Below are 26,104 nucleotides of genomic sequence, written 5' to 3'. Positions count from 1 at the left end.
TATATAGACTATAAAATCCTGATTAAAAGACAGGATAATCTACTGGTAAAACTCTGTAATTTGCAAGAAAATAACGATTAAAAGACTATCATCAACACGCTTAGTTCGAGCAAAAATCAGGGAGTTAATCAACGGGCTTTTTAAAGTTTAAAAACTGAGAATATCAACAACTATCAGCCCTTTAAAAGATTTGTCTTAAGCCTCTATTGGAATCCACATCGCTCAATAGAGAAAAAGGTTAGCTCGTACGAACTTCAAAGATAAAACTCTAACTTTTTCCTAAAAAATATGGAGTAAACAGGGCAACCGATTTAGAACCTCTCATGAACTCACAGGGGTATTAGACTGTAATACCCCTGTAAACGTCGATTGCATGACACATTAGTTTAAAACTGTATAGAATTATTAAGACCCCTCGCTTAGCTTAAGTCCTATTCCTTCATCAGACCTTTCAAATGCTACAGTAGCTAACTAGTTAGACTTCATCAACATAAATAGACGCTGCAAAACTAGGGAGCTTTAATTCGACAAAACAGTAACTAAACCACTTTTAATTCCTTAGTGAGAAAAGTTTTTTCAGGCGTTATAACTTTCGTATGCGCATCTTATTTTCATGCGCATAATCGGGTTATTTAGCTGGGCATTAGAATATGATGTCTAGCTATGCCCAAAGCCTGAATTGCTTTTACCGTTTTATCCTCTACGGTGCTCTGAATGAGCAAAATTAACGCCCCATGGCGCTCGTTTTGCAGAGCTGTGCATTGAGGTTATGTCAGGTGGGGACAAGGAAATCTGTCATCCTAATTGCTGAGGATGAAGTGCATATTCGTAATGCGTTGCAGCGTAATCTATCTAACGCTGGGTATGATGTGATCTTGGCTGCAGACGGGGAAGAAGCGATGGCTCAGTTTAGGGCCTATGCGGTTGACTTAGTCGTGCTGGATGTCTTGATGCCTAAGCTCGACGGGTTTCAGGTATGCCAGCTCATTCGGCAAGAGTCGCATGTGCCAATTATTATGGCCACTGTGTTAGGTACGCCATCTGATCGAGTGGCGGGCTTAGATCTAGGGGCAAATGATTACATTGTTAAGCCTTTTTCGAGTCGTGAGCTGATTGCTCGAATTCGCTCAATATTAAGGCGTTTGTCTCCAGGGGCAAGCCGGGAAAAAGCAGTTGCCCGATCTAGTGATTTAGAGGTGGTTTCAGTGGGTGATCTGATTCTTTATCCTCAAACGCGCAAAGTTTATGATTCAAACCGCAATATTCGTCTGACTGAGATCGAATTTCATATTCTATATTTGCTGGCCCAGGCCCCCGGACAAATTTTTACGCGAGATAAGATTCTTCGACGGGTTTGGGGGTACACCAATGATGCTGATCTGGAAACTAAGGCGCTAGATGTCCATATTTCTCGTCTTAGAACTAAGCTCGATAAGAATACGGTTCGGATTATGACAATTCAAGGGCGTGGCTATATGCTGCTGCCCTCATAGGCGCGTTCCATTCGTGGGGGCGTTCCATGGAACGCCCTCTACGTGATGGATCCGACCGTGGCCTGGGTTGCTTTTATATAATCTTGGGGACTGAGCCATAGCATCGCACCCCGCATGCCTGCTGATACGGCAATTTGGTCGTGAGCTTCAATCCATTCGTCTACGTAAGTTGGATAGTTTTTTTTACAGGCGAGGGCAGTGACGCCACCTCGAATATAGCCGGTTAGGGGCTGTACTTCTTTGAGGGCAACGGGGAGTACTTTACGGTCATGGGTTAGCTTGGCCAATGCCTTCAGGTTGAGTTGGGCGTTGGCTGCAATTACGGCCAGGCAACGCCCGTTGCGATCGCCCCGGATTACTAATGTTTTAAAGACTTGCTCGTGGGGCAAACCTAGCTTATCGGCGGTGGCACTCGCTACTAAATTATCGGGATCGACGGAATACGTGAGTATCTGATAATTGATGGCTAGGGTATCAAGCAGCCGAGCCGCATTTGTTTTCATTTGGCAGCGCCGTGTAAATTCATTTTGCTTGAGGATCCATCCTCTCGGACCCATTCATCAGGTCCGGTAAATCCGGATGCCCAACGGAAAAGCAGGCCCGACCATCGGCCTTGGCTTGATACAGCCCGCGATCGGCGGCGGCAATGAGCGCCTGGGGCGACCCATAGGCAGTGGAAGAGACGGTAGCAATTCCCAGACTGACGGTTAAATAATCACTAGCGTCCGAAGGGCCATGCTCAATTTTAAGATCGCGTACGGTGGTTTGGATATTCTGAGCGACATGCCGGGCACCGGCTAGGGACGTATTGGGTAGGACAATGGCAAATTCTTCTCCCCCATAGCGAGCAACAAAGTCGGGCTGTCGTTTGACGGCTGTTTTTAAGGCCTGAGCCACAAGTCTGAGGCATTCATCCCCTTGTTGATGACCATAGGTATCGTTATACCGTTTGAAATAGTCAATATCACAAAGGATAAGTGTAAGGGGGGTGTGATTGAGGGCGGCCCATGCCTGGCAGAGAAATTCGTCAAGGGCGCGGCGGTTAGCAATTTGGGTTAGGGCATCCACCATGGCTAGGGCCGTAAGTTTCTGATTCTGTTGCTGTAGGGCTTCTGTATTTTTTTTGTGGACTGTAATGTCGGTGGCCGTTCCCAGTAACTGTCGGGGAGTACCATCCGGGTGCCATTGAAAGATAGTTTCTCGGCATAGCATCCAGTGCCAGCTACCGTGCTTATGTCGTAGGCGGTATTCAGTTTCTATGATATCGCTACAGCTGGATTGGGCAAGTTTTTGGCGAGCTTGGTGAATGGCTGTAATGTCGTCGGGATGGGCTAGTTTTTCTAAAAACTGAGCCCCCAGCTGCTGCACCTCGCTGGGGGCATAGCCGAGGATATCTTCCATGTAGCCATTGACATAGTAATTAATCCCAGTGGCAAAATCATTGACATAAAGAATATTGGTGCTGGCATCCAGGATACCTTGGATAAAGCGTTGGCTCTCCTGCCAGGCTTGTTCTGCTTGCTGTCGCTCAATAATGGCCAGGGACAGCTGACGTTTTTGCTGATTTAAAGACTGGGTTTGCTGCTGCTGACGATTATGGCTGATGGCTAGGGCAATGAGACAGGCCGCTGTCACCATAAATGACTGTTCTGCTCCTTGCCATACCCGTGGAGACTGTCGTTGAGCACAGCAGAGGACACCCGCTAGCTGGCCTTGGTGATAAATAGGGATCTCAACTAGGGCGGTGATGGTGTGTTTTTGGTCAGCTAGGTAGGGAGGAAAAATGACCGAGCGCTCATGAGGGGATTCATGCTGGGGTGGCTCGGTCATGGATGCCCCTGCTATGGGGGCTCCTGTATTGATAATCAGCCGATCACGCCGGGTCAGACTGTCAAAATAATCGGGATGATCGGCTACGTTGATGGCCAGGTTTCGGTGATCGGCTGCCAATGCGCCATACTGGGCAACTAGCTTGAATCGGCTACGGTCGTCTGTACATAACCAAACCTGACAGCTGGTGGTACCTAAATTTTTGACAACGGCATAGGCAACAGCTGCTGCTGCATCATCCACATCACCACTGTAGAGGGCCTTGCATTGGCGCAGCTCTAGGATGGCCTGGGTTAAGGCCGCATAGGATGAACGACTATCTAAAAAAACAGAGGTGGTTAATTGACTAGATTGCTCAGATGCAAGCGACATCCCGATTGATTAAGAATGGACCAATCTGATGTGGGTTGGCTTGGGGCCGACAACATCAGGCTTATTCCATAAGGATGCCTCAGACGCGCTCTATCTTAACTAGGACGGTTCTGAAAATAAAAAATTGGTCAATATAAGAAGCTAAGGATAAGCTTAATCAAAAATATTGCCAAAGAACTTGATGGTGTCCTTAAGGGCAGCAATAAAGCTGTCGATTTCGTCGTAGGTGTTGTAGAAATAGAGACTGGCCCGAGCAGTGGAGTCTGTGCCTAGAAATCGATGTAATGGCTGGGTGCAATGGTGTCCCGAGCGAATGGCAATACCGGCCTGGTCTAGAAAGGTGGAGAGGTCTTGGGGGTGGAGATTTTCCACCGTAAATGTAGCGATCGCAGCCCGACCGCTGCCGTCGGCGTTAGGCTTCGGGCCGTATAGCGTCAGGTTAGGCACATCGGCTAGGCGGTCATATAGATATCGAGTCAGCTCATGTTCATACTGGGCGATACGATCCATGCCGATATTGGTCAGGTAGTCCACCGCTGCACCGAGCATGATCACCTCAGCAATGGCGGGGGTGCCAGCTTCAAACTTATGGGGCAGTTCGGCGTAGGTGGAATGGTCCAAAAATACATCCTGGATCATTTCGCCGCCGCCCAGGAAGGGGGGCATGGCCTCAAGGATATCTAGCTTGCCATAGAGAAAACCAGCGCCCGTTGGTCCGCACATCTTGTGGCCGGAGGCGACTAGCCAATCACAGTCAAGGGATTGCACATCTACGGGCATGTGGGGAATGCTTTGGCAGGCGTCGATTAGCACCTTTGCGCCTTGTCCGTGGGCTAGCTTGATTACGTCTGCGACCGGGTTAATGCAGCCCAGGGTATTAGAGACATGGTTGATGGCGACGAGGCGGGTGCGATCGCAAACCAGCTCCTTAAAATTCTCCAGATCAAACTCTTGAGTATCCGTCAGCTGCACATGCTTTAGCACAGCCCCTGTCCGCTGGGCCACCAGCTGCCAGGGCACCAGATTACTATGGTGCTCCATCACCGACAGAATCACCTCATCCCCTGCCTTGAGGTTACTTAAACCCCAAGCATAGGCCACCAGATTGATCGCCTCACTAGCATTGCGGGTAAAAACAATCTCGTTGCGGCTGGCAGCGTTAATAAATGTGGCGACCTTATCACGGGTACCTTCATAGGCCGCTGTGGCTCTGGCACTGAGGGCATGGACACCGCGATGCACATTGGCATTGTCCTGATTGTAATAATCCACCAGGGCATCTAGCACGACTTTTGGCTTTTGGGATGTGGCCGCATTGTCAAAGTACACCAGCGGCTTACCATTCACCGTCTGGTCTAAAATCGGGAAATCTGCCCGCACATCATGGGCCAGGGGTTTAGCCGTTGTCAAAGTCATTGCCTACACTGTCCATTGCTGAATGTACTGGGTCATACGCTCTCGCAGAGGAGCCACAGTCATCGGCTCAATAATTTCCATAGCAAAGGCGTAAATGAGAAGCCGCTGGGCCTGGTCGCGATTGATACCCCGGCTCTGCAGATAAAAAAGTTCGTCCGGTGCTAACTGAGCAATGGTCGCCCCGTGGGCACATTTGACATCGTCTGCCACAATGTCCAACTCCGGCTTGGTATCTATCCGGGATTTGGGGGATAGCAGCAAATTGCGATTGAGCTGGGAGGCATTGGTTAGCTGCGCCTTTTGGGGTACATAGACCTTGCCATTAAACACCCCGTGGGCGCGCTCATCCATAATATTTTTCTGCAGCTGATTGGCGGTGCCGTGGGGATGGCCCAGGGCAATCAGACTGTGGGTATCCGCCAGCTGTTTTGCTCGGATGGCGGTCAGACCGTTGAGGGTGGTCTCTGTTTGGGGGCCGGTCTGGTAAACCTCCAGGTTATGGCGAGAAATGCTGGCTCCCAGGTTAATCGCTGTGGTCCGGTACCGGCTATCCCGCCCTTGGGAAACGGCGGTTTTGCCAATGTGGACGGTCTCAGCAGACTCTTGCTGTAGCCGCAGATGAGTCACCTCAGCATTGTCGTGAACCCAAATCTCAGTGACGCTATTGGTAAAGCTGGAGCCATTGCCATGGAATTCTTCCACTAGCATGACTGCACTGCTGGCTGCGGCCACCACCAGGCAGCGAGGCTGGACAAATAAAGCATCCCCGATGGTTAGATAGATAATCTGAACCGGCTGCTCAAGGACCGTGTTCTTAGCAATGTGAACTACCGCTGCGTCAGCAAAGCCAGCGGTGTTTAGGGCGGTAAAGACTTCGTTGCTACCCGGTACCTGGGCTAATCCTGCAGGAGCAGCGGCTAGCTGGCTGAGAACATTAACACCGTCCCCCAGGTTGGAAAGACTGTCTACAAAAGTGCCATTGACAAAGACGACTTGGCGACCGTCGGTCAGCCTGACGTCTGCCAGCAGCTTTTTGGCCTGTTTCAAAACGGTATCAGTGAGCGTCCCCGGTACCTGAAACGCCGTTGCCAACATGGAGGACAGATCGGTAAAGCGCCAATCCTCATCGCGATTGGACGGAAAGGCTCGCTCTTGCACCTGGGCTCGGGCGGCGGCTCGCAATGTGTCTAGTGCTAAGGGAGCATTCTCGGCAGCTAATGTAGCTTGGGTCAGCAGCAACTCTAAGTAGCGATCGCGAACGGCTACAGCACTCATGAGGCCACCGCCTGCTCTTCCAAGAGCCATTCATACCCTTTAGCTTCAAGGGCCAGGGCTAGTTCTCTAGTACCGGTTTTAATGATTTGCCCGCCACACATGACATGGACATAGTCCGGCACGATGTAGTTAAGCAACCGTTGGTAGTGGGTAATCACCAAGTTGGCACTGTCCGGTGTGGCCAGCTTGTTAACGCCCTCTGCCACAGTCTTGAGAGCATCAATATCCAAACCAGAATCGGTTTCATCCAAAATCGCTAGCTTGGGCTCTAGGAGCGCCATCTGCAGGATCTCGTTGCGCTTTTTCTCACCACCGGAGAAGCCTTCGTTAACGCTACGGTCGAGAAAGCTTGTGTCCATCTTGACGATCTCAGTCTTCTCTTCGATCAAATCGTCAAAGTCAAACACATCGACTTCATCTTCACCCCGAGCTTTGCGATGGGAGTTATAGGCCACGCGCAAAAACTCACGGTTGCTCACCCCAGGAATCTCTAGGGGATACTGAAACGCTAAAAAGATACCGGCTGTGGCCCGCTCATGGGGCTCTAGCTCAGATAAGTCTTTACCATTAAACTCGATTGTACCTGAGGTAATTTGATAGTCAGGATGACCCGCCAGCACCTTAGAAAAGGTACTCTTGCCAGAACCGTTGAGACCCATGATGGCATGGATTTCACCAGCTTTGACCTCAAGGTTAAACCCTTTGAGGATTTCGGTGCCGTCTACGCTGGCCCGCAGGTCTTTAACAGAGAGAATTGTCTTTGCGTCTGGGTTAATCATTGCAAATGTGTCTTAGGATGGAGCGCTAACCAACAGAGTTTTCTAACTTCAGGGCCAGCAGCTTATCGGCTTCAGCGGCAAACTCCATGGGGAGCTTGTTAAATACATCGCGACAGAAGCCGCTGATGAGCATAGAGATGGCATCTTCAGGAGAGATACCACGCTGGGCAAAGTAAAATAGCTGGTCTTCGCCAATTTTTGAGGTGGAGGCTTCATGCTCTACCTGCCCCGTATTGTTCTGGACCTGGATATAGGGAAACGTATTGGCGTTGGAGGTATCACCAATCAGCATGGAATCGCACTGGGAGTAGTTGCGGGCGTTCTCGGCTTTGGGATTGACTTTAACCAAACCACGATAGCTGTTTTTAGAGTTACCTGCAGAAATGCCCTTGGAGATAATCGTGCTGCGGGTGTTTTTGCCCACATGGATCATCTTGGTGCCCGTATCGGCCTGCTGCATGTTGTTGGTCAGGGCTACTGAGTAAAACTCTCCAACCGAGTTGTCACCCACCAGCACACAGCTAGGATATTTCCAGGTAATGGCAGAACCTGTTTCTACCTGGGTCCAAGAAATTTTAGAATTCTTGCCTGAGCACAGACCGCGCTTGGTGACAAAGTTATAGATACCGCCCTTACCATCCTTGTCGCCAGCAAACCAGTTCTGTACCGTGGAGTAATCGATCTTGGCATCGTCTAGGGCCACTAGCTCCACCACGGCAGCATGCAGCTGATTGCTGTCGTACATGGGAGCGGTACAGCCCTCTAAGTAAGTTACCGAGCTACCCTTATCAGCAATCACCAAGGTGCGCTCAAACTGTCCCGAGTCTCCGTTATTGATGCGGAAATAGGTGGACAGATCCATCGGACACTGGGTGTTTTCAGGGATGTAAACAAAAGACCCATCGCTAAAAACGGCTGAGTTTAGAGCCGTAAAGTAGTTATCAGCCGACGGCACAACGCTGCCCAGATACTTCTTAATCAGGTCTGGATGATCTTTAACAGCCTCTGAAATCGAGCAAAAAATGATGCCGTGCTCAGCTAGCTCTTCTTTAAACGTGGTGGCGATGGAAACACTGTCAAAAACAGCATCAACTGCCACATTAGAAAGACGCTTTTGTTCCGATAGCGGCAGTCCCAGCTTTTCAAAGGTGGCTAGGATCTCTGGGTCTACCTCATCCAGGCTCTTAAGCTTTTCGTTTTGCTTGGGAGCGGAGTAGTAGATGATGTCCTGATAGTTGATGGGCTCATAGTTGACATTGGGCCACGTGGGCTCGGTCATCTTGAGCCACTGTCGATAGGCTTTGAGTCGGAACTCTAGCATGAAGTCCGGCTCGTTCTTTTTCTGAGAAATCAGACGAATGATGTCTTCACTCAGCCCACGAGGGATGACATCGGATTCTACGTCTGTGACAAATCCGTACTTGTAGGGCTGACTAACAACAGATTGAACGCTAGTGCTCATGGTTAACCAAGAAGGCTGAGGAGAGGGGGTGAACGGGGAGTTAGATGTATTGAGCTAATCTGCTAGATGTGCCGGACTACAGGGAACGACTAAACCTCAAGCTCATCGCCGAGATATCTAGTATTTATTAGTTTCAGTGCGAATACGCTCAAACGAGATTTCCTGGTCTTTGCCAGCAAACGCATTGTCCTCTGTTAAGAACAACATGCAGTGACATTCCTGTCGTTCCTGCATGGGTACACAAGGGCAATTCCAATAGGTACTTTTGACTTCAGCTTCCTTGTCTTCGTAGTGACGACAGGGGCATAAGGGTGCGCCAAAGTCATCCTTATGTTTTGCTAACCCCTCTAGCACCACTGAGGTCACACCGAGGTCAGCACAAAAATAAGTGCCCGTGCGCTTCGCATAGCTTTGGGCAAAATTCCGCATCAGCTCAAGGCTTTTGTCTGTGGCCTGTGTTGGTTTACTTATGCTCATGGGTGAATGGGATGCTGAGACAACCAGATGATTCTATAATTAAACAACACGCAGGTTGCTTAACTCTTTTTAAAGAGTAATCGAGCTGGCAGACTTTAGCAACATGTATGTTGTTAAAGTAGGGACAGTTAGTTTTACCATTTACAGTCTGTAATATTGCGATCGCAACTTCAGGGCCGATGATGTCATTGCAGCAGCCATCCACAAAGGACGATATCCTCCAGTTCTTACTGAAATCAGGTCAGGCGACAGCACAGACCCTGGCGGAAAGTTTGGGGGTCAGTCCCCAGGCGATTCGTCGGCATCTCAAAGATTTGCAGGCTGAGGAACTGGTGGAGCACCAGGCCATGCAATCGGGCATGGGCCGTCCCAACTATATTTACCAGCTCAGCTCAAAAGGTCGAGCCCAGTTTCCATCCCAGTACGATCAGTTTGCCGTATCACTGCTGGACACCCTGACAGAAACCGTCGGGGCTGAGCAGGTGGGCATTATCCTCCGGCAGCAGTGGCAGCGCAAGGCCCAGCATTACTGTGAAACCTTAGGCAACGGTTCGCTACCCGAGCGGGTCCAGCACTTAGTAGAACTACGCCAGGCTGAAGGCTACATGGCCGAACTCCATGCTGGTGATGATGAAGATACCTACATCATTACTGAGTACAACTGTGCCATTTCCGAGGTGGCCGCATCCTACCCGGCTGTCTGTGGTCACGAGTTAGCCATGTTCGCCGTAGCTCTGCCTGACTGCCAGGTAGAACGGACGCATTGGCTGGTGCGGGGGGAAAATCTTTGTGGCTACCGAATTCAGAAAAAATAATTTTGCCAACGGTATGCCATGGTGCTCAATGTCATTAAATCCTTATGTTTGACCAAACCCTACAGTTTTTATCTCCGGAAGAGTCTGCAGACGTGGATAAAGCTCTGCTAACGACGCCGGAAAAATTTCTGACCCGGTTAACCCTATCGACGGCAAAGCTACTGGCCTTTATTGCCAAGGATCTTGACGTCTCGGTCGATCAGCTAACCACAGCACAGATTATTGGTTGGTTTGAGGCTGACTCTAAACGGAAACAGGAGCAAGGGGTCAATGCCTCAGTCCTTAAGTGGGATGCAACCAACCTAGAGGATATGCCAGGTTAAGCCGGGCGGCAGTCCAGATATCCATTGATTCAGGTCTATCTATTCAGGTTCATTTATTCATGAATATTGCCGTTGGGCATAATCGTTCCCGTTAGCCTGGCCGCCGTGAGTTTGACCATAATCTTGTCGCCATAGCCGACAATAGCTCCGCTGAGATCGGCTCCACTCAGGTCCGAGCCGCTAAGATCAGCACCAATTAGGTTCGCTTCCCGCAGGTTGGCATGGCTTAGATTTGCCTGCAACAGGTTGGCCCGAAACAGCTTAGCCTTGTGGAGATTGGCCTGATTAAGGTTGACCTTATGTAAAAACGCATCGCTGAGGTCTGCCCCCTCTAGATTAGATTTACTCAGGTTTCGCCCTGAAAAGTCCTTTTCCTTAAGGTTGGCCCCCTTAAAATCAGACCCTTCCAAATCAGGATTTCTGCGAGCCGGGGATTTTGGGGGTGGCGTGTAGGGAGTGGGCTGGGGAACCTGGTAGATGTAGTCGGCATAGCCGTCGGTGACAGGGCGAGGCATGGGGCTATGGGCAGCGGCATCACGCTCAATGCTGCGGCGCGTCCTGCTGCCATTTGTACCGGTCGTCGGCCTGTTGCCATTACCCTGACCGCTAGTCGTTGGGCTATGGCCATTAGCGGTGCTGTTACTATTCGTGACACTATGGCGGTTAGTTGAGCTATAGTCAGACCCGTTTTTAGCACCATTGCCGTTAGATGCTGCAGACCCATTGGACGCTGCGGTGCTGTTTTGGGCAGCGGCAGATCCGTTGGATGGAGCTGCGCCGTTGCCGTTGCTATAACCAGATCGTCCGTTATTAGCCCGGCCGTTATCAGCGCGATAGGTGTCGGTCGGTCGGCTGTTGCCATTCTGAGCAGCGGTGGTGGTAGACCCTGACGCGCTGCTGCTGCTGCCGTAGCCATAGGGACGAGTGTAGCGGCTGTAGGAGCGATAGCGGCTACTACCATAGCGCTCAGGATTGTAGTTGCTCGTCTTTTTAGATTTTTCCGCTGTCGATGGGCCGTCACGCAGGTATTGCTTTAGGCGACTGCGGGCGTTATTCAGACGTTTGAGCTTATCTTGGGCCTTATCGCGTAGCCGTGCGTTATCCGCTGGAATCCGATCCGGATGCCAGATAAATACCAGGTCTTTGTAAGCCTGATTGACGTCTGAGAGTGAAGCACCGGGCTCTAACTCCAGTACGGTATAGGCTTTCGCGATATCGTCCATAGGTAGAGTTATAAAAGCGGTGACGGAGCGGTTAGTCGATACAAACAGTCCTGGGATCGATCCAGAAGGTGCTGCCGTACAGTTGCCAGTTTAAGGGTGAATGCTAGGCGTATCAATTGAATGGATATCTCAATAAGGTCAATAAAGTGGAAGTTGGATAAACGTCTATTCTGTACGCAGATTATGACCACTGTAGAAGCTGCTTGCCCTATAACCTCCAATTCCCTTAAGGGTCCATTGCGATTCTGTATCAAAGTGGACCATTTATTTACAAACTAGTCTTGGGATAGATTAATTTCGTAAATGTTCCACAGTGCTCCCAGTGGGGAGTATTTGATGTTCTCGACTTTATTCCGAATAGCGGCCATCGAGTACTGGTTAATCAAATAGATAAATGGCAGGTTCTCCTGGGCAATGCGCTGGGCTTCTACGTAGATCTCACGTCGCTTCGCTTCATCGAGTTCTTGTGCCCCCTGGAGATACAGCTGACCGATTCTGGCTTCCCAGTCGGCAACGACTCGGCCTTCAAGCGGGTCTTGACCCGGTAGCGGTTTTTGGTTGAACGCATGCAGACCTCCGTCCGGGTTCCACACATTGGAGCCACCGTTGGGTTCTAGGCCACCTCCAAAGCTAATCAAATGGCAGTCCCACTCCAGACTGTCACCTAGTTTTTCCACTAGGGAGCCCCAGCTGATGGGGGTAAAGTCTACTGTGATCCCGATTTTGCTCAGATCCTGCTTAATTTGGGCACCCAGGGCTTCACGGACCTTATTGCCTGCGTTGGTAATCAGGGTAAATCGCACTGGGTTGCCGTCCGCATCGACTAGCTGGTTACTGTCGTTGTAGTCAAAACCAGCCGATAGAAGTAGCTCTTTAGCTTTTTCGAGATTGTATTCATAGGCACGAATACCGTCTTCTTCTGGGCTAGCGGAGTAGGGGCTGAGGGGAAAAATCGGAGAATCCTGTAGCACTCCTAGGCCCTGATAGATGTTGTTAAGCATCGTGGGCCGGTCGATGGCATGGGCTACCGCCTGGCGAAACTCCAGGGTGTTAAACCAGCGAGACTTGATCGGGTCAACCAAAGGCTTACCATTGCGGGACCCTTGGTTAAGATTAAAAGAAATAAACAGACTACCGGCAGCGGGTCCACCGTTATAAATGGTGAAGTTGCCTCGCTCTTCCTCGCGTTTAAGCAGGGAGAAGTTGTCGGGCTTAACGGTGGTCAGGTCCAGACCGCCGGAGCGAAACTGTACAAACTCGCCATCTTGAGATTCGACTACCTGCCAGACAATTTCTTCGATGTAGGGCTGAGGATTGCCAGCGGTATCAGTACGCCAATAGTAAGGATTGCGCTCAAAGACGACTCGTTCACCGGGGGTAAACGCCTTGAGACGGTAAGGTCCGTTGACCACAATTTCTTGAGGCGGTGTGCTGGTACCCCAGGTGGATAAAAACAATGGATTACCATTGGAATCGGTTTGAGTGAGGCTATCGGCCAGGACATGCTTCGGCATGATCTTGACCCCGGTATTTCGCAAAAATGGAGCGAAGGGTTCAGGGACCTCAAATTTGATCTGGCGTTCGCTAAGTTTCGTTACCGTAGGAAGCAGACCGGCCTCACCAATACGTAAGATGTCGCGAATTTGGGTGGGGATTTTGTCGTTTAAGAAGATGTCGTTATAGGTAAACAGAACATCTTCAGCCGTCAGGGGTTCGCCGTCAGACCATTTAAGGTTGTCTCTCAGGGTATAGGTGATAGCCAGGCCATCCTCTGAAAACTGCCAAGATTCGGCCAGTTCTGGTTCAATTTCACCCGTTTCGTAGTTTTCCATAATTAGCCCCTTGTAGGTAAGCCCAAAAATATTGGGTCGCTCGCTGCTGAGAGGATAATTAAAGGTTTTGGGATCGCTGAGGATACTGTAAACCAGCCGCGATGATTCGGTATCGCTGGCTTTAAAGTTGTCTAAAGAGCAGCTTGCGATCGCAACCACCATCACCAAGCCCATTAGCCAGTAAGACCACCTGCGAAACATACGAAAGCCCATAGAAAAGTCGCTAGAACAGCCAGACACAATTTCTAGCTATTCTAGCGGTTTGACAGGCGAACCTAGCTTTTGGGATACCGAATTAGCCAGGGAGACGGCGTCGGCTGGGGTACCTCATCACTAATGCGCTGACGAATCGATTGAATATCGCGCCCCGTCAAGCGGGCCAGGTTTTGAGACTCCCGTTCAAAACGGGCCATTAAGCTACGTAAATAGTCCCGTCCTCGATCGTGAGCATTGTTGACAATGTCACGATAGGGTTGGCCGGTCCAATCCTCGAGCTGACTGCGTGCTTCAGGGGTGGGATAGTCCTCCCGCAGGCGTGCCGGACAGTCAAGGCTACCGGTAAAGGCATGGCGCGTGACATAGCGTCCCTGGAAAAACTGACGGTTAGACGTCGTTTGAAATATCAGATCCTCAGGAAACTTGTCGCGGCTGTAGCGCACATGGAGTCGAGAGATAAATATAGACGTTGGCCGAGGCGGGACGGGAGGAGCAATAACGGATCCCGGATTAGGCCGTCGCTGCTGGGGCGGAGAATTCAGCCAGCCAACACCCGCTGCTTCTAACTCAGCCGGACTCAACACTGGAGCGGAGCAAGGGTCACAGCCGCGCATATCCCAGGCATATTCTAAAAATGCCACTTTCTTATTTTCTTGCTCATAGCGCCGCTGGAACATTTCTGGATAGACGCTGCCAAAGTCATCCTGGACAAACAGGGGGAGATCAATGTCTGTGGGAATATTCACCGTGCGGTAGTTGGTCAGCTCAATGCGTCCCTCCGGCGACAGTAAATAGACAATTAAGTCCTGATCGCCATCGGCGTTGAGCATACCCAGCCGAATTGGCAGCATAAACTTGGGTGAGTCATAGGTAATCTGTAGCGGCCGCAGGGCCTGATAGCCGCTGCTGTCAAACTCCTCTAGATTGACCCTGGCCACAAAGAACTTCATGCCCTGACGAATATAGGGGGCTAGTACCTGACTAGCGCCGTCGGGCAGCTGATACTGATTTTGTCGCAGCCAGGTTTCTAACCCGTCTGACTCGCGAGCGCTGAGGATCAGAATGTCGTATTCTCCTGCCGAGAATTGTTCTTCGATGGTCACTCCCAGAGATTCTGATGACTCAGGTGCAGGGGACGCTGAAGCCGGAACGCGATTGCGGGCAACCCCTGCGAGATCGTTTTCTGCGAACCCGTACATAATCTCACAGGGGTCATTATCAAAATATTCCACTAGACGCGGGGCGCTAAAGGCATCCAGACGATCTAGAACCACTGACTCAGCCACGTCAACCTGGTCTTCGCCGATGATGGTGGGTACCGGCACCACCAGGGCAAAGTCGCTGACATCCCCCTGGTAGTCATTACCCATGGTGAGGACGGTGTGGTTACCATCGCGGGCAATGGCGACTTGGGACGCTTTGTTATACAGCTCGGTGTCGGCCTTAGCGACATAGAAGCCGCAAAAGGCATGGGCAGGTTGGGGGTGGATAAACAAAGTGGCAATGGTAATGATTGCGACCACTCCCATTCGCAACAGATTCAACATGAGTAATTCTCCGAAATTAACAGGTATAAGAGCTGGCTGAGCGGAGTCGAAGCCAGCTATATTCAGACGTGAGGGCTGAGCGAAGTTGTATAGCCCTATGGGCATGGGCAGGCCGCGAAGCGTTTCCTACGGAAATAGTCCGGTCTACATCGGCCAGCTGCTGAATCCAAAACTCAACAGACAGAAACTCTTTTAGGCACCCAAAACGGGTAATTCTTTTTTCCCAAACTGTCTCCATTCAAACCTGGGAGACTCCCATAGCTTATCTAATACAACAGTCAACGGAGCTAGGACAAACAGCGCCCAAAAAACAGCCGTCGATAGATAAAACTGATTGCGCAAAACAAACGTCAGTACCGCAATCGCCAACGCCCAAATCAGCCTTGCCGGTCGTGCATTGGGAATCGACCTTGGATCGGTCACCATAAATAGGGCAAACAACAACAATGAACCGCTCATCATCCGGTGTGCCCATACATCCCAGGTCCAGCCAAGATAGACGTTACGGATGGCCTCCAGCAGTGCGTAGCTGGCTAAAAACATACCGGTGGTGTCCCAGCGACCTACCCGCTTGAGCACCATGCCGCCAGCACCTAAAAAGATTAAACCGTACCAAATCTCGTCGCCCCACTGTCCCGGTGATACCCAGGCATCGTTGGTGAGGGTAAGGGCGGCGATAATGCCCAGATTGGCTGGGTTAAAGAAGTGCTTGTCGTTGGTTTTGAAGAGGAATTTGCTTGCGATCGCAACCCCAGCCGCCAGCATCATCGTAGCCATATGGTCGGTGCGCAGCAGCAAACTTAGTCCCAGTGCCGTAATCAATGGACTACGCCAGTTAAAGTCAGTTATTTGTAGCGGTTCTGTTGATAATGACGTTTGCGACATCAGCCACGTCAGCACGCCCTGGCTCATCAAAGCTGTGAAGACTGCCGTAGCCACAATGGCTGGCTGTAGCGACCAGTCGCGCATCGCGACACCCATCGCCAAAAATAAGCTCAAACACACAATCTGATAGTCTCGTGCGTCTTTCAAAAAGTAAAAACGGTGTCGAATCCTAGCGATATTCATAGGCTGCTTTCCATACGGGTATGGCTGCTAGTATGGCTGAAGCAGACCCTCAATGACTCCTGAGTTACAGAAAATGCAACGATGCTATTTAGCATTTTCGTGAAACCCTAAAAGGTCTCAAATGGGCTCTATAAATCAAGGTGTTACTCACCAAAGAGGATAAAAGAGTAAAAGAAAAAGAGTGTTACTGAAGAGCCCTCGGGGCATGACATACTACGCGAAATCCGATATCGTTGAAGCGGAGGTCGGGCGCATCAAGGTTGCGAGAAGCGGAGCGACAATTCCTCGGAGTGTCGTTCCAGGAGCCGCCGCGTACTACACGACTAGAACTAATCTCACTAGTTAACCAAACACTGCCATCAGTCGGGGCTCTTTTGTAATTGTCATGCCAATGGTCTTGGCACCACTCCCACACATTCCCATGCATATCACACAGACCAAAGGCATTCGCTATACCAAAGTGATCAACAGGGGTAGTTTTTTCCCTGAATTCACCTTCTGGTCCACCTGCGTAGGAAGCGCCAGCGTAGTTAACCACTTGGGTCGTGATCATTTGCCCAAAATGAAATGGGGTGGTGGTGCCTGCTCGACAAGCGTACTCCCACTCTGCTTCTGTGGGTAGCCCATACTCACGTCCCATATGGGCTGACAGCCGCCTACAGAACTCTACAGCGTCATACCAGGACACCTGCTCCACTGGCAGGTTATCCCCCTTGAAGTTAGAAGGATCGATCTCCAGAGTTTGCTCAATCTGGGGCAACCCGGCCACGAACCGCCATTGAGCTTTGGTGACAGGATATTGTCCCATAAAGAATTCCTTAACCGTCACATTATGCTGTGGCCCTTCGCTGTTGAATCGCTCTAGTTCATCCTCTGGAGAACCCATCGTAAATGTGCCTGCTGGAATCTGCACCATCTCTATGTTCAGGTTTTCATCTAGGACTTCGGCAAAGAACTGGATCGTTTCTCGGCGTCGGTCATAAGAAATTTTGGGTTGTTCTGACAATGTGGCCATAACTCAAAAAACGAGGCGCTCCGCACCGTAGAAAGTAAGAGGGTAAAAAGAGAAAAAGGATTACAAAAGAGTCCTCGGAGCATGACATACTACTCGAAAACCAACAGGGTTATACCGGTCGTCGGTCGTTCTGGCGTTGCGAGATGCAGAGCGACAAAACCGCGGATCGTTAAACCAGGAGCCGCCGCGTACTATACACTTAGATTTTTTGTTGTTGGTTAACCAAGCACTGCCATCAGTCGGGGCTCCTTCGTAATTGGTATGCCAATGGTCCTGGCACCACTCCCATACATTCCCATGCATATCGTACAGGCCAAAGGCATTAGCCACCTTAAACTGCTGGACATGGGTGGTTTGTGCTCGATATCGCCCCTGAAGGCCATCGTTATAGACACGATTCCCATTGTAGTTAGCAATATCGGTGGTAATCATGTCTCCAAAATGAAATGGTGTGATAGTCCCTGCCCGACAAGCATATTCCCACTCTGCTTCTGTGGGTAGCTCATATGCACGCCTCGTATGGGCTGACAGCCGCTGGCAAAATTCCACGGATTCATACCAAGAAACGCGCTCGACCGGGCGATTACTTCCCTTAAAATTTGCAGGCTCAGCCTCTAAAGTCCATTCAATCTGGGGTAACCTGGCCACAAAGCGCCATTGAGCCTGGGTAACGGGATATTGCGCCATAAAGAACTCCTTGACCCTCACATCGTGCTGTGGCCCTTCTTGCTTAGAGCTTTCTGGCTCATCACCAGGTGAACCCATCACAAAGCTACCTGCCGGAATCGCCACCATCTTGATGAACACATCATTGTCTAATCGTTCGCGATATCGCTCAGCCTGCCGTTTCTCAGTACGAACCTCCCATTGCCACCGGATTAGCCCCTTACGTTCAACGGTGGCAACATCGAAGCTAAAGGCTTTAATCTCTGTATCGGGAATGGCCCCCGTCGGTTTTTCTAGAACAATGGTGACCACGTCCACTTCCTTAGCCTGTAGCGGTGGAAAGCCTGGTTCCTCCTCTAGTTGAAGTTGTACTGTTTCATACTCCAGGGTTTGCAGTGCTGGAAAATCTAGGAACTCAGCAACCTCGTATTCAACGTTTTGCAGCTCAAAGTCAGGCCACTCTTTCTCAATACCAGGTTCTTGAAGGGGCTTAGGATCCAGACGCCTAGCTAATTCTGCATACTCACTGCCTAAGGTGCGCAGAATCTGGGCCGTAACCTTAGCAAACGTTTTGAGACCATACTGATCAGCCTCAGCCCTTAGCTCCGGCGATAACAACAGGGCTCGAAAATCGGCCAGGGTATAGTTCAATCGCTCCGCCACATGCTCAGATACCGCATCAATAACCTGGATGGCTTCTACTGGTGGCAGGATATCCAATAGACTGTCTCGGGTTTCGCTGGAAAAGTCGTATTGTACTAACTCTGCATTATCTATATCAGACTGGTCAGTAGATCGCTGTAGTAATCCCCCTAAAAACACCTCCGCTACTGGCAATGGCGATGATGACTCTTTTAACATAGCCGCTTTAATCAGACGCATCACCGGCAGGGTGATCACCGGGGCTGCCGATAACAAGGCTGCCAGACGTCGAGCCTCCGGTGTAGCTCGCAGTCGAAATTGCTTTAAGCGCTCATCTGAGTCATTGGCTAAGCGCTCACTCACCTGCTCCCACCCCGAGGCAGGTAAGACAAACCCTGGTGTTGATTGACGTCGATCGCCTGATAGCATGCGACTCCAGGCCCCAATCGATGACGGCTCTGTCGTAATCACTGGTAGACAGATAGCAGCCTCAGAAGCTGGCGTACTATCTATACTCTGTTTCGCTAAGCGTGGCGATCGCAGCGATAAATACGTCGGCTTTAAGTCGTGATTTGTAGCCCCTGGAATACGATTACGTATAGCCACATATTCACCAACTCCCAGGGCAGTTCGTTTCCACATCCAGTCAGGTAGTACCTGCCAAATGGCAGTTGGCATTGACTGCCCCCATAGGGCCAATACGGGTTGCAAAGAGCCATTCCACCAGTAGTCTGCTGTACAGTCACTAAACACTAGGGTTAACCGGCAACCGTTAGGGGAAAGTAAGGCCCTGGGACTTCGCACAGAGCCGTCAGGCAAGGCACATATTCCCACCTGTCCATCTTTGAACACCAGTTCCCACACACGAAAGTCACGAAATGACCCATAACACCGCAACAGTCGCTGAATATCTTGAATTAACCGTTGCCATAGGGCCATGCCAGCACTGCCATCAATCACCAGGGCTACCTCAAACCAGGGTTCGCGATCGCATTCAAGAATCGGTGACCAAATATCAGTTTCCGCGATGTGATCGACGGTAGCGGCTTCATCCACATGGCTAACGGTCTCAGACTCAATTTGCTTGAGTAGCGGTCTTAGAGCCCGTACCAATGGTAGTGTTTCTTCTAAAAGTCCAGCATCAGGTACAGAAATGGGCAAAGCCTCGCGTGGTAGCGTACCTGGAGGAACTGATGCAATATCGGCAGATTTATCATTGGCTTGTTCATCATCATCCCCATTGTCATCCTCCTCGGGAGGATCAGCTGGTGGCGTACTAGTGTCTAATGTCTCCGTATCCGCGTCATCAGCTGTAGGCAAGTCCTTTTCTTCAGGGACCGGTTCAACATCTATACGTGGTTGTTGCAGAGCCAGCCAGAGAATATCCGCAATCTCAGTCGGATTCAGCGCATACTCACCCAGGGCTTCGACAAACCGTTCCGTATTCATTTGCCACCCATATCACCGGTCAAACGGCGCAGCAAAATACCTTTGATCATCTCTAATTCGGTATCTTTGGCATCTTCATTATTATCCTGTTCGAGCACTTCTGCTGCTGTGAGCTGGCACTGACGTACCATATAGACCAGATTCAGCAGCTGATCCGTTGCCATAGAAGCCTTTTTTCGCTTCAAATCATTAGCAAATTCAACAATAAGGGGATTTATCTGCTCTTTAAGCTGGTTCCAGTTGGTTTTTGCTTTATCTCCACGCTGAAAGTGGGCTCCCACAATTTTTTCTAGAACATCGCTGTTGTCAGGATCCGGCATATTGATACGCAAACAGCGTCTTAGAAATGCAGGCGGAAAGTCTCGCTCTCCATTACTGGTCATAATTACTAGGGGAAATTCGTAACAGGTGACCCTGCCCTTTACAATGCCTGCAGGTAACTGATCGTCTGCCGTTCTGACCGATACCCGCTCATCACTCTTTTGGCGGACGAGTTCAGGAATTTCATAGCTGCCTTCCTCGAACAAATTGAGCAGATCGTTGGGCAAATTCAGTTCGCTTTTGTCTACTTCATCAATCAACAGCACCCGAGGCAAATGGGAGGGTAAAAATGCTGTTCCTACAGGGCCGAGCTGAATGTAGTCTCCCAGACTACGCCCCTGTTTGAGTTCGTCTATTTTTTGGCGATCTGGTGTCTTGTTATCAGCCTGAGCTAACAAAATTTGGAGTTCTAGTTCCGATTTATCAAATTGGGTGTCTTGCAGACGGGCAATGGCATCATACTGGTACAGTGCATCTGAATAATTTTGCCCGAGTGGTAATGGGCCACAGTAGCACTGGCCCTAGTTGAAGTTCGTAGGCAATGGCGTAGGCCAGCGACGTTTTGCCCGATCCTGGATTGCCTGTAATCAAAAGCGGGCGTCGTAAGGCTAACGCTGAGTTAACGGCTGTCAGAATTTCCGATTGGCCTGCCTGCCGAATGCGAAAGCTTTGTCCTCGTTCCCGAGACCGAGTATCTAACCGTTGCTCACTCCGTAGCTCAGTCCAACGTGTCTGGCTCGCCTCACGCCAATCGGTATTGAAATCTGCTGTCGACATAAACTGCCGCCAAGCAGGCCGCTCAGTGATGGGCTCCAGTGGACTTTGTTGGGGATGATCATCTGTATTGAGACCCCCCGTAAAAAATTTCCAGTCAGACATAGCACTAAGCAGACATAGGGGACTCGACAGTAGGCTGACGCAGACGACCGTTTTTCCAGTCCACCAAAACTGGTAACCGAGCCGGACAATCGCATAGTAAGCCTAAATCAGGCAAATTATTGCCACGTTCCTCACGCATAGCATTAGCTAGGGTGGCAGGTTCTTGAAGATTCTCTAAGGCTAAGAGCTTATCAATAGCTTCTGACAGTTCTTTAGTATCTGCATAATCATTGTATAACCAGCACCAGATAGGTATTCCGGACTCAAGTAGTATGCCAAGGAGTTGCCGTAAATCGTCACGATCTTCGGGTAGTACGGATAAGAACTTGAGCATTAGATATCGAGATTGCTGTAATAAGTTTGTGCCCAATGCTTGGCAGTCTAATCCCTCAACCTCATGGCAATAATCACCTAATTTTACAGCACCCGAATCTTGCAAACGTTTCCAACGATCTTGCAGGTTATCGAGCCATTCATCTACTAATTCGTCATCGTCTTGGGTCAGACGATCCAGAGAGCGAACTAACGTACTTCTAATCCATTTTAGTGGCTGAGACTGTCCCATACCTCTTGGAATTTGCCACTCATGTACCGGCCTATCAAAATGCTGCCAAGACAAAAAGAATTCAACTGTTTTGACATCTCTGCCAGCCTTGTTAATAGCCTTAGACAAGTGCTTTGACGGCTGATCTATAGAACATTTTGCCCCTGGAGGTACAAGGCTGGTGTCAATGGTGCCATCAGAGTTATGAAGTTCAGCCGTAAACGCTACATTATCTTCGTCATCTTGAGGATCGAGGGCAATGAGAAGATAGCCTGGAGACTTTTTTTCGGGTTCAGCCTCCGGTTGAGAGGGTTTACGAATATTGTACCAACCTTGAAGGGCATGTAACCCAGATAGTGCCTCTACTTCCTCAGACGAATTTTCAAACTCATGAATCACACGTCTCACCCAAGTGACCCCAAGCGATAGATCATCTCTACGCTCAAAGACAGTGCGTAGTTTTTGCAGGGTATCCAATTGACTCAATTCTGGATACGGGTCCCGTTGCTCTGGTGTCAACACATCCTCAAACGCCTCCTGACACAATGGGGCAATGATCGGTAATTCTGACTCTTGAAAATACGAAAATAATTCATCCCACACCTCAGACTCGACCTTACGTAAGACAGGTTGAGGTCCCACGAAACTGACATGGGGTTCAAAGTTTGCCAGAAGTTGAAAAGCAAAAGCACTGGCATGACGCGATGCCATCGCTTGCCTTATTTTTTCTGATGGTTGATTCGGATCATCATTTTTATTTTCGAGCAGATCAGAAATGCCTCGTACCACAATAGCTGAGACCGGTCGCTGGCGTTTTTGCACTGCCAGTAAAAAGCCAAAGCCTTCCATTTCTACAGCAAGGGCATCACTGTAATGAGCAGATAGCAGTTGATATACGCTGGACTCTTTAGATGCAATTACTTTTTCTCCGGCAGCAATCGGGCCAACGTATGCGTTGGGCAAGGGATTAGAAGCAGGTTTCAATTGTTCTAGCCAAGCTGGTTGCTCGCTATTGACCTCTGCGTTAGCTAATTCCTCCAATGCAAAAGCACTCAGCCCTATTTCGGAGCGGGTTTTAAAGGCTTTTTCAGCTTTGCCAAATTCATAGCCATATATTTTGGTAGATACGACGACATCGCCGATATCCACGTCCTTCAGACCTCCTGCAACCCCAACGAAAAAAATCACGTGAGGGTCAAAGTATGAAATAGCTCTCTCGGTCTGCAATGAGGCAACAGCATCGCCTTTGCCAATCTGTGCGATACCAACTGTCCAAGTTCGATTGTTAGCTTTGAAGATGCCCTTTTGATAAACGTTACCTTCTGGGTGCTTAACCTGCTGGCTATCGGACAGAAATGTCCTGACGGCCTTAAATTCAGTGGATATTGCCGTAAGAATGACTGCACGCAGGTTGTCTTGAGCCATTGCTTGCTAACGAATAATCTGAGTCACATCTATTTTGGTCGATACAACGCAACTTACCCAGATTCTGGAAATTTTCAGTGAAATCGCTTAGCTTTCACAATGAATCGACACAATTAATCTGACACATCCTACGTTTCTAAGCCCATGGACCGCAACGAGCAGACCCTACAAATTTTAATGGACGAGTACAGAGTCCTAAAAGCCGAACAAAGCATGCGGATTGGCTTCCGAGATAATCTGCTGTACGTTACGCTGGGGCTTTTTGGTGCGATCGCATCCTTTGCCTTCACAAATACCCAAGGCTACAATGCCTTTCTAGTCATTCCCTGGGTATGCCTCGTCATGGGCTGGACCTACCTGATCAACGACGAAAAAATATCAGCCATCGGTCGCTACGTCCGACACACCCTTGAAAAACGCATATCCGACCTCATCGGCGGCTCAGCTGACGAGCAGTATCTATTTGGCTGGGAAACAGCCCACCGCGATGACCCACGTCGCAAACGCCGGAAGTATACTCAACTCGTCATCGACCAAATTACCTTTGTAGTTTCAGGACTCATGGCTCTGATTGTTTTCTGGATCCTAGCTTCAACAGTATCGGCTTTTACCATCATCCTCTCGGCAATTGAGGCGATTTTTCTGATCATTTTAGGACTCAGGATCGCAGATTATGCTGACTTAGCTAAAGGGCATTAACGTTAGAACAATCTCCTAGCCAAAAAATCGAGGCGCCACGAACCAAAGAGAGTAAAAGAGTAAAAGAGAAAGAGTGTTACTAAAGAGTCCACTCTTCGAGAAGGCTAACGCCTACGGGGCATGACATACTACTCGAAAACCGATACTGAAGTGACGGTTAACAGGCGCATAGTAGCTACGAGAGGCGGAGCGACAATACCCCGGAGAGTGGTACCAGGAACCACCGCGTAGCACACTTGAAGCGCTCTCATCACTGCTCAACCAAGCACTTCCATCGGTCGGTGCTTGCTCATAGTTATCATGCCACTGATCCTGGCACCATTCCAATACATTGCCATGCATATCACACAAGCCAAAAGCGTTGGCTATACCAAAATAATCTATAGGTGTAGTCTCTCCTTTATATTCTCTCTTTGAATCACTACTGAAAAAGTTAGCGACTTCAACTGTAATGATCTTCCCAAAATGAAACGGTGTCTCAGTTTCTGCCCGACAGGCATATTCCCACTCTGCTTCGCTCGGCAATCCATATTCCCGACCTGTCCTGGACGAAAGTCGCTTACAGAACTCTACCGCCTCGTACCAAGACACCTGCTCCACCGGACGGTTATCCCCTTTAAATCTAGAAGGATCAGGATCTAACTTACGCTCAACTTGTTCATATTCGGCCACCGCCTTCCATTGGGCCTGGGTGACCGGATATCGTCCCATCAGGAACTGTGGCACCTTTACCAAATGCAGAGGACGTTCGTCATCGCGACTATCAGTCTCATCCTCTGCCGCCCCCATCATAAATTCCCCAGCAGGAATCAGCATCAGGGCAAGCTCCACCCCATTACCCAGAGCTTCGTTGTACCCTTTGCCCGTCCGCTTATAGCGATGGAGAGTCAGGTTACTGGTAGACATTGCCACACTATCACCATGGATTAGAAAATAACTAGATGCAAATACTACTTAGCAGGGGACAGGCAAGTAGTCGTAGGACGAATCAACCTTTTCGCATCCAGCACCTGAGCCTTGCAAATAGAGGCGCTGAACTTCGCAGATTATACAAAACCTTCGTCACTGTGTCACTAAGCCTCATATACTGGTCTTTCTTATTTTGATGCCACTGAATCGCTGGCAGCATTAACAGCTGTGCTGTAAATCGCATCGTTGTAAGTATCTAGATCCGGAGCCTGTGGAATCGCGCCTTGACTCACCATAAATTCAGCTGATTCTTTGAGGACCTTGGCTAAGGCTCCTGGCAAGTCAGAATTACCTAAATACTTGGCACTCGCTTGCTCATCTGCACTTAACCAAATTAGTTCATCCATAGCGATTCGGCTTTGTTCCGGGGTTAACCCTAGTTCATTAGACAAAGATGTCGCTGCAGCTTCTGGGTTACTACGGTACAGTGCCACAGCTGCATCTAGGGCTGATACATAGTTCACAAGCGCGTCAGGATACTGGCTGACAAAATCTCTATGCACAACGGCCAAATCAGCTGTGATAATTCCTTCTGCTGCTAGCTGCTTAGCCGATGTAAGGACAATTCCCTTATTCTCTAAAAGATTACCTAAGGTAGGGTGCCAAATAAAACTACCGTCAATTTCATTCTTGTTCCAAGCCGATGCAATCGCCTCAGGCGTCATATTAATAATGTCTAGTTCGCTAGGCTGAATACCATTTTCTTTGAGAGTAGATAACAGACTGAAGTGAGTGGTTGAACCAAAAGGAACAGCTATTTTCTTCCCTTTGATGTCTTCTAGTCGGACAATGCCAGAGTCAGTACGCACAGCTAAAGCTTCATTGGCACCGATAATATCGTGAATAAAATACACCTGATAAGGTAGCTCTGTAGCAATTCCAGTAGATACAGGGACAGATCCAACTAACCCCATATCGATATCTCCAGCTACCATAGCTTGGTTGACATCGCCACCAGAGCTATACTGAATCCAACTGACCTTAGTGTTGGGTAAACTCTCTTCAACTAAGCCCTCAGCTTTCGCTAGCAGCTCGGCATTGGGAATGACTTGATAGCCAATACGAATCTCATCTGGCATGGCACCCGTTGCCGAAGTGTTTTTTGCTTTGGGGGTGCAAGCACTAAATGTTAGAGCCAATCCTAATCCAGCCAGCAGTAGATTGAATTGTCTGCGGTGTAGCTGCTTAGATGGAAGTCGTTCAAAAAACATAGGGCGTGTCCTCATTGGTGTATTCACTGAGGTGTGAGATTAATCACCCCCAAAAATTAGAATCATGAAATGCGACTCTAACGTTCCCTCAAGCATGTCAAATCTAGCGTTCTATCTAGCAACCTTAGACCTTTATTTTGTTTGTCGATCTCTGTA

General features: G+C 49.5%; 22 protein-coding genes. 4 read left to right on the top strand and 18 right to left on the bottom strand.

All coding sequences use genetic code 11. From position 1 onward, the window contains the following. Window positions 1-734: 734 nt before the first annotated feature. The gene (locus IQ260_RS01395; RefSeq protein ID WP_193990142.1) at window positions 735-1,493 is read left to right on the top strand and encodes a response regulator; all 759 of its coding nucleotides are present in this window, start codon (window positions 735-737) and stop codon (window positions 1,491-1,493) included. A 38-nt stretch (window positions 1,494-1,531) separates the two neighbouring features. Here IQ260_RS01395 and ybaK read toward each other — a convergent pair whose 3' ends face one another. From ybaK to IQ260_RS01360, 7 genes are all read right to left on the bottom strand, one after another. Continuing rightward, window positions 1,532-1,996, bottom strand: coding sequence for a Cys-tRNA(Pro) deacylase (gene ybaK / locus IQ260_RS01390; RefSeq protein ID WP_193990140.1), 465 nt, complete (start codon window positions 1,994-1,996; stop codon window positions 1,532-1,534). 19 nt (window positions 1,997-2,015) lie between these two features. After that, window positions 2,016-3,695 carry a diguanylate cyclase domain-containing protein gene (locus IQ260_RS01385; RefSeq protein ID WP_193990138.1) on the bottom strand — a complete coding sequence of 560 codons (1,680 nt, stop codon included), beginning with the start codon at window positions 3,693-3,695 and terminating at the stop codon, window positions 2,016-2,018. Between the two features lie 153 nt (window positions 3,696-3,848). Continuing rightward, on the bottom strand, window positions 3,849-5,111 hold the full coding sequence (locus tag IQ260_RS01380; protein WP_193990128.1) for a cysteine desulfurase: 1,263 nt from the start codon (window positions 5,109-5,111) through the stop codon (window positions 3,849-3,851). Between the two features lie 3 nt (window positions 5,112-5,114). Then, complete coding sequence (gene sufD / locus IQ260_RS01375) at window positions 5,115-6,416, bottom strand: Fe-S cluster assembly protein SufD (RefSeq protein ID WP_228015346.1); 1,302 nt, start codon at window positions 6,414-6,416, stop codon at window positions 5,115-5,117. Continuing rightward, window positions 6,383-7,165, bottom strand: a complete 783-nt coding sequence (gene sufC / locus IQ260_RS01370) for a Fe-S cluster assembly ATPase SufC (protein ID WP_193990124.1) — start codon at window positions 7,163-7,165, stop codon at window positions 6,383-6,385. The genes sufD and sufC overlap by 34 nt, the downstream gene beginning before the upstream one ends. A gap of 25 nt (window positions 7,166-7,190) precedes the next feature. Further along, window positions 7,191-8,627: a Fe-S cluster assembly protein SufB gene (sufB, locus tag IQ260_RS01365; RefSeq protein ID WP_193990122.1), complete on the bottom strand. Its 1,437-nt coding sequence runs from the start codon at window positions 8,625-8,627 to the stop codon at window positions 7,191-7,193. A 117-nt stretch (window positions 8,628-8,744) separates the two neighbouring features. Further along, window positions 8,745-9,104 (bottom strand): ferredoxin-thioredoxin reductase catalytic domain-containing protein, encoded by a 360-nt coding sequence (locus IQ260_RS01360; RefSeq protein ID WP_193990120.1) that lies wholly within the window; start codon window positions 9,102-9,104, stop codon window positions 8,745-8,747. A 179-nt stretch (window positions 9,105-9,283) separates the two neighbouring features. Between IQ260_RS01360 and sufR the strand changes: the two genes are divergently transcribed. Together sufR and IQ260_RS01350 are read left to right on the top strand one after the other, a co-directional pair. Beyond that, the gene (sufR, locus tag IQ260_RS01355) at window positions 9,284-9,919 is read left to right on the top strand and encodes an iron-sulfur cluster biosynthesis transcriptional regulator SufR (protein ID WP_193990118.1); all 636 of its coding nucleotides are present in this window, start codon (window positions 9,284-9,286) and stop codon (window positions 9,917-9,919) included. Between the two features lie 44 nt (window positions 9,920-9,963). Beyond that, on the top strand, window positions 9,964-10,242 hold the full coding sequence (locus IQ260_RS01350) for a hypothetical protein (protein WP_193990116.1): 279 nt from the start codon (window positions 9,964-9,966) through the stop codon (window positions 10,240-10,242). Between the two features lie 53 nt (window positions 10,243-10,295). Here IQ260_RS01350 and IQ260_RS01345 read toward each other — a convergent pair whose 3' ends face one another. The 9 genes from IQ260_RS01345 to IQ260_RS01310 form a co-directional block, all read right to left on the bottom strand. Then, window positions 10,296-11,465, bottom strand: coding sequence for a pentapeptide repeat-containing protein (locus tag IQ260_RS01345; protein ID WP_193990114.1), 1,170 nt, complete (start codon window positions 11,463-11,465; stop codon window positions 10,296-10,298). A gap of 275 nt (window positions 11,466-11,740) precedes the next feature. Then, on the bottom strand, window positions 11,741-13,510 hold the full coding sequence (locus tag IQ260_RS01340) for an ABC transporter substrate-binding protein (protein WP_193990112.1): 1,770 nt from the start codon (window positions 13,508-13,510) through the stop codon (window positions 11,741-11,743). Between the two features lie 62 nt (window positions 13,511-13,572). Continuing rightward, window positions 13,573-15,060, bottom strand: coding sequence for a DUF2330 domain-containing protein (locus tag IQ260_RS01335; protein ID WP_193990111.1), 1,488 nt, complete (start codon window positions 15,058-15,060; stop codon window positions 13,573-13,575). A 192-nt stretch (window positions 15,061-15,252) separates the two neighbouring features. Next, window positions 15,253-16,128, bottom strand: a complete 876-nt coding sequence (locus tag IQ260_RS01330; RefSeq protein WP_193990108.1) for an RnfABCDGE type electron transport complex subunit D — start codon at window positions 16,126-16,128, stop codon at window positions 15,253-15,255. A gap of 184 nt (window positions 16,129-16,312) precedes the next feature. After that, the gene (locus tag IQ260_RS01325) at window positions 16,313-17,143 is read right to left on the bottom strand and encodes a formylglycine-generating enzyme family protein (RefSeq protein WP_193990106.1); all 831 of its coding nucleotides are present in this window, start codon (window positions 17,141-17,143) and stop codon (window positions 16,313-16,315) included. 60 nt (window positions 17,144-17,203) lie between these two features. After that, entirely contained in the window at window positions 17,204-19,900 is a 2,697-nt protein-coding gene (locus tag IQ260_RS01320) for a formylglycine-generating enzyme family protein (protein WP_193990104.1), read from the bottom strand. Then, window positions 19,897-20,619 carry a MoxR family ATPase gene (locus IQ260_RS30790; RefSeq protein WP_228015345.1) on the bottom strand — a complete coding sequence of 241 codons (723 nt, stop codon included), beginning with the start codon at window positions 20,617-20,619 and terminating at the stop codon, window positions 19,897-19,899. The genes IQ260_RS01320 and IQ260_RS30790 overlap by 4 nt, the downstream gene beginning before the upstream one ends. Before the next feature lie 58 nt (window positions 20,620-20,677). Then, window positions 20,678-21,100, bottom strand: coding sequence for an ATP-binding protein (locus tag IQ260_RS30785; protein WP_228015344.1), 423 nt, complete (start codon window positions 21,098-21,100; stop codon window positions 20,678-20,680). A 4-nt stretch (window positions 21,101-21,104) separates the two neighbouring features. Next, the gene (locus IQ260_RS01310) at window positions 21,105-23,069 is read right to left on the bottom strand and encodes a phosphorylase family protein (protein WP_193990102.1); all 1,965 of its coding nucleotides are present in this window, start codon (window positions 23,067-23,069) and stop codon (window positions 21,105-21,107) included. 144 nt (window positions 23,070-23,213) lie between these two features. Here IQ260_RS01310 and IQ260_RS01305 point away from each other — a divergent pair, with 144 nt between their 5' ends. Continuing rightward, window positions 23,214-23,768, top strand: coding sequence for a hypothetical protein (locus IQ260_RS01305; RefSeq protein ID WP_193990100.1), 555 nt, complete (start codon window positions 23,214-23,216; stop codon window positions 23,766-23,768). A gap of 111 nt (window positions 23,769-23,879) precedes the next feature. On the opposite strand, the gene IQ260_RS01300 is transcribed toward IQ260_RS01305, so the two are convergent. After that, a complete protein-coding gene (locus tag IQ260_RS01300) occupies window positions 23,880-24,674 on the bottom strand; it encodes a formylglycine-generating enzyme family protein (protein ID WP_193990098.1) in 795 nt (264 codons plus the stop codon). Between the two features lie 191 nt (window positions 24,675-24,865). After that, window positions 24,866-25,948 carry a taurine ABC transporter substrate-binding protein gene (locus IQ260_RS01295; protein WP_193990096.1) on the bottom strand — a complete coding sequence of 361 codons (1,083 nt, stop codon included), beginning with the start codon at window positions 25,946-25,948 and terminating at the stop codon, window positions 24,866-24,868. Window positions 25,949-26,104: the final 156 nt, after the last annotated feature.

Origin of the sequence: Leptolyngbya cf. ectocarpi LEGE 11479 (assembly GCF_015207065.1) — a bacterium.
Lineage (GTDB): Bacteria > Cyanobacteriota > Cyanobacteriia > Phormidesmidales > Phormidesmidaceae > Leptothoe > Leptothoe ectocarpi.
Note: the sequence above shows the minus strand (reverse complement) of the source record. Positions and strands in the feature narration are given on the sequence as shown.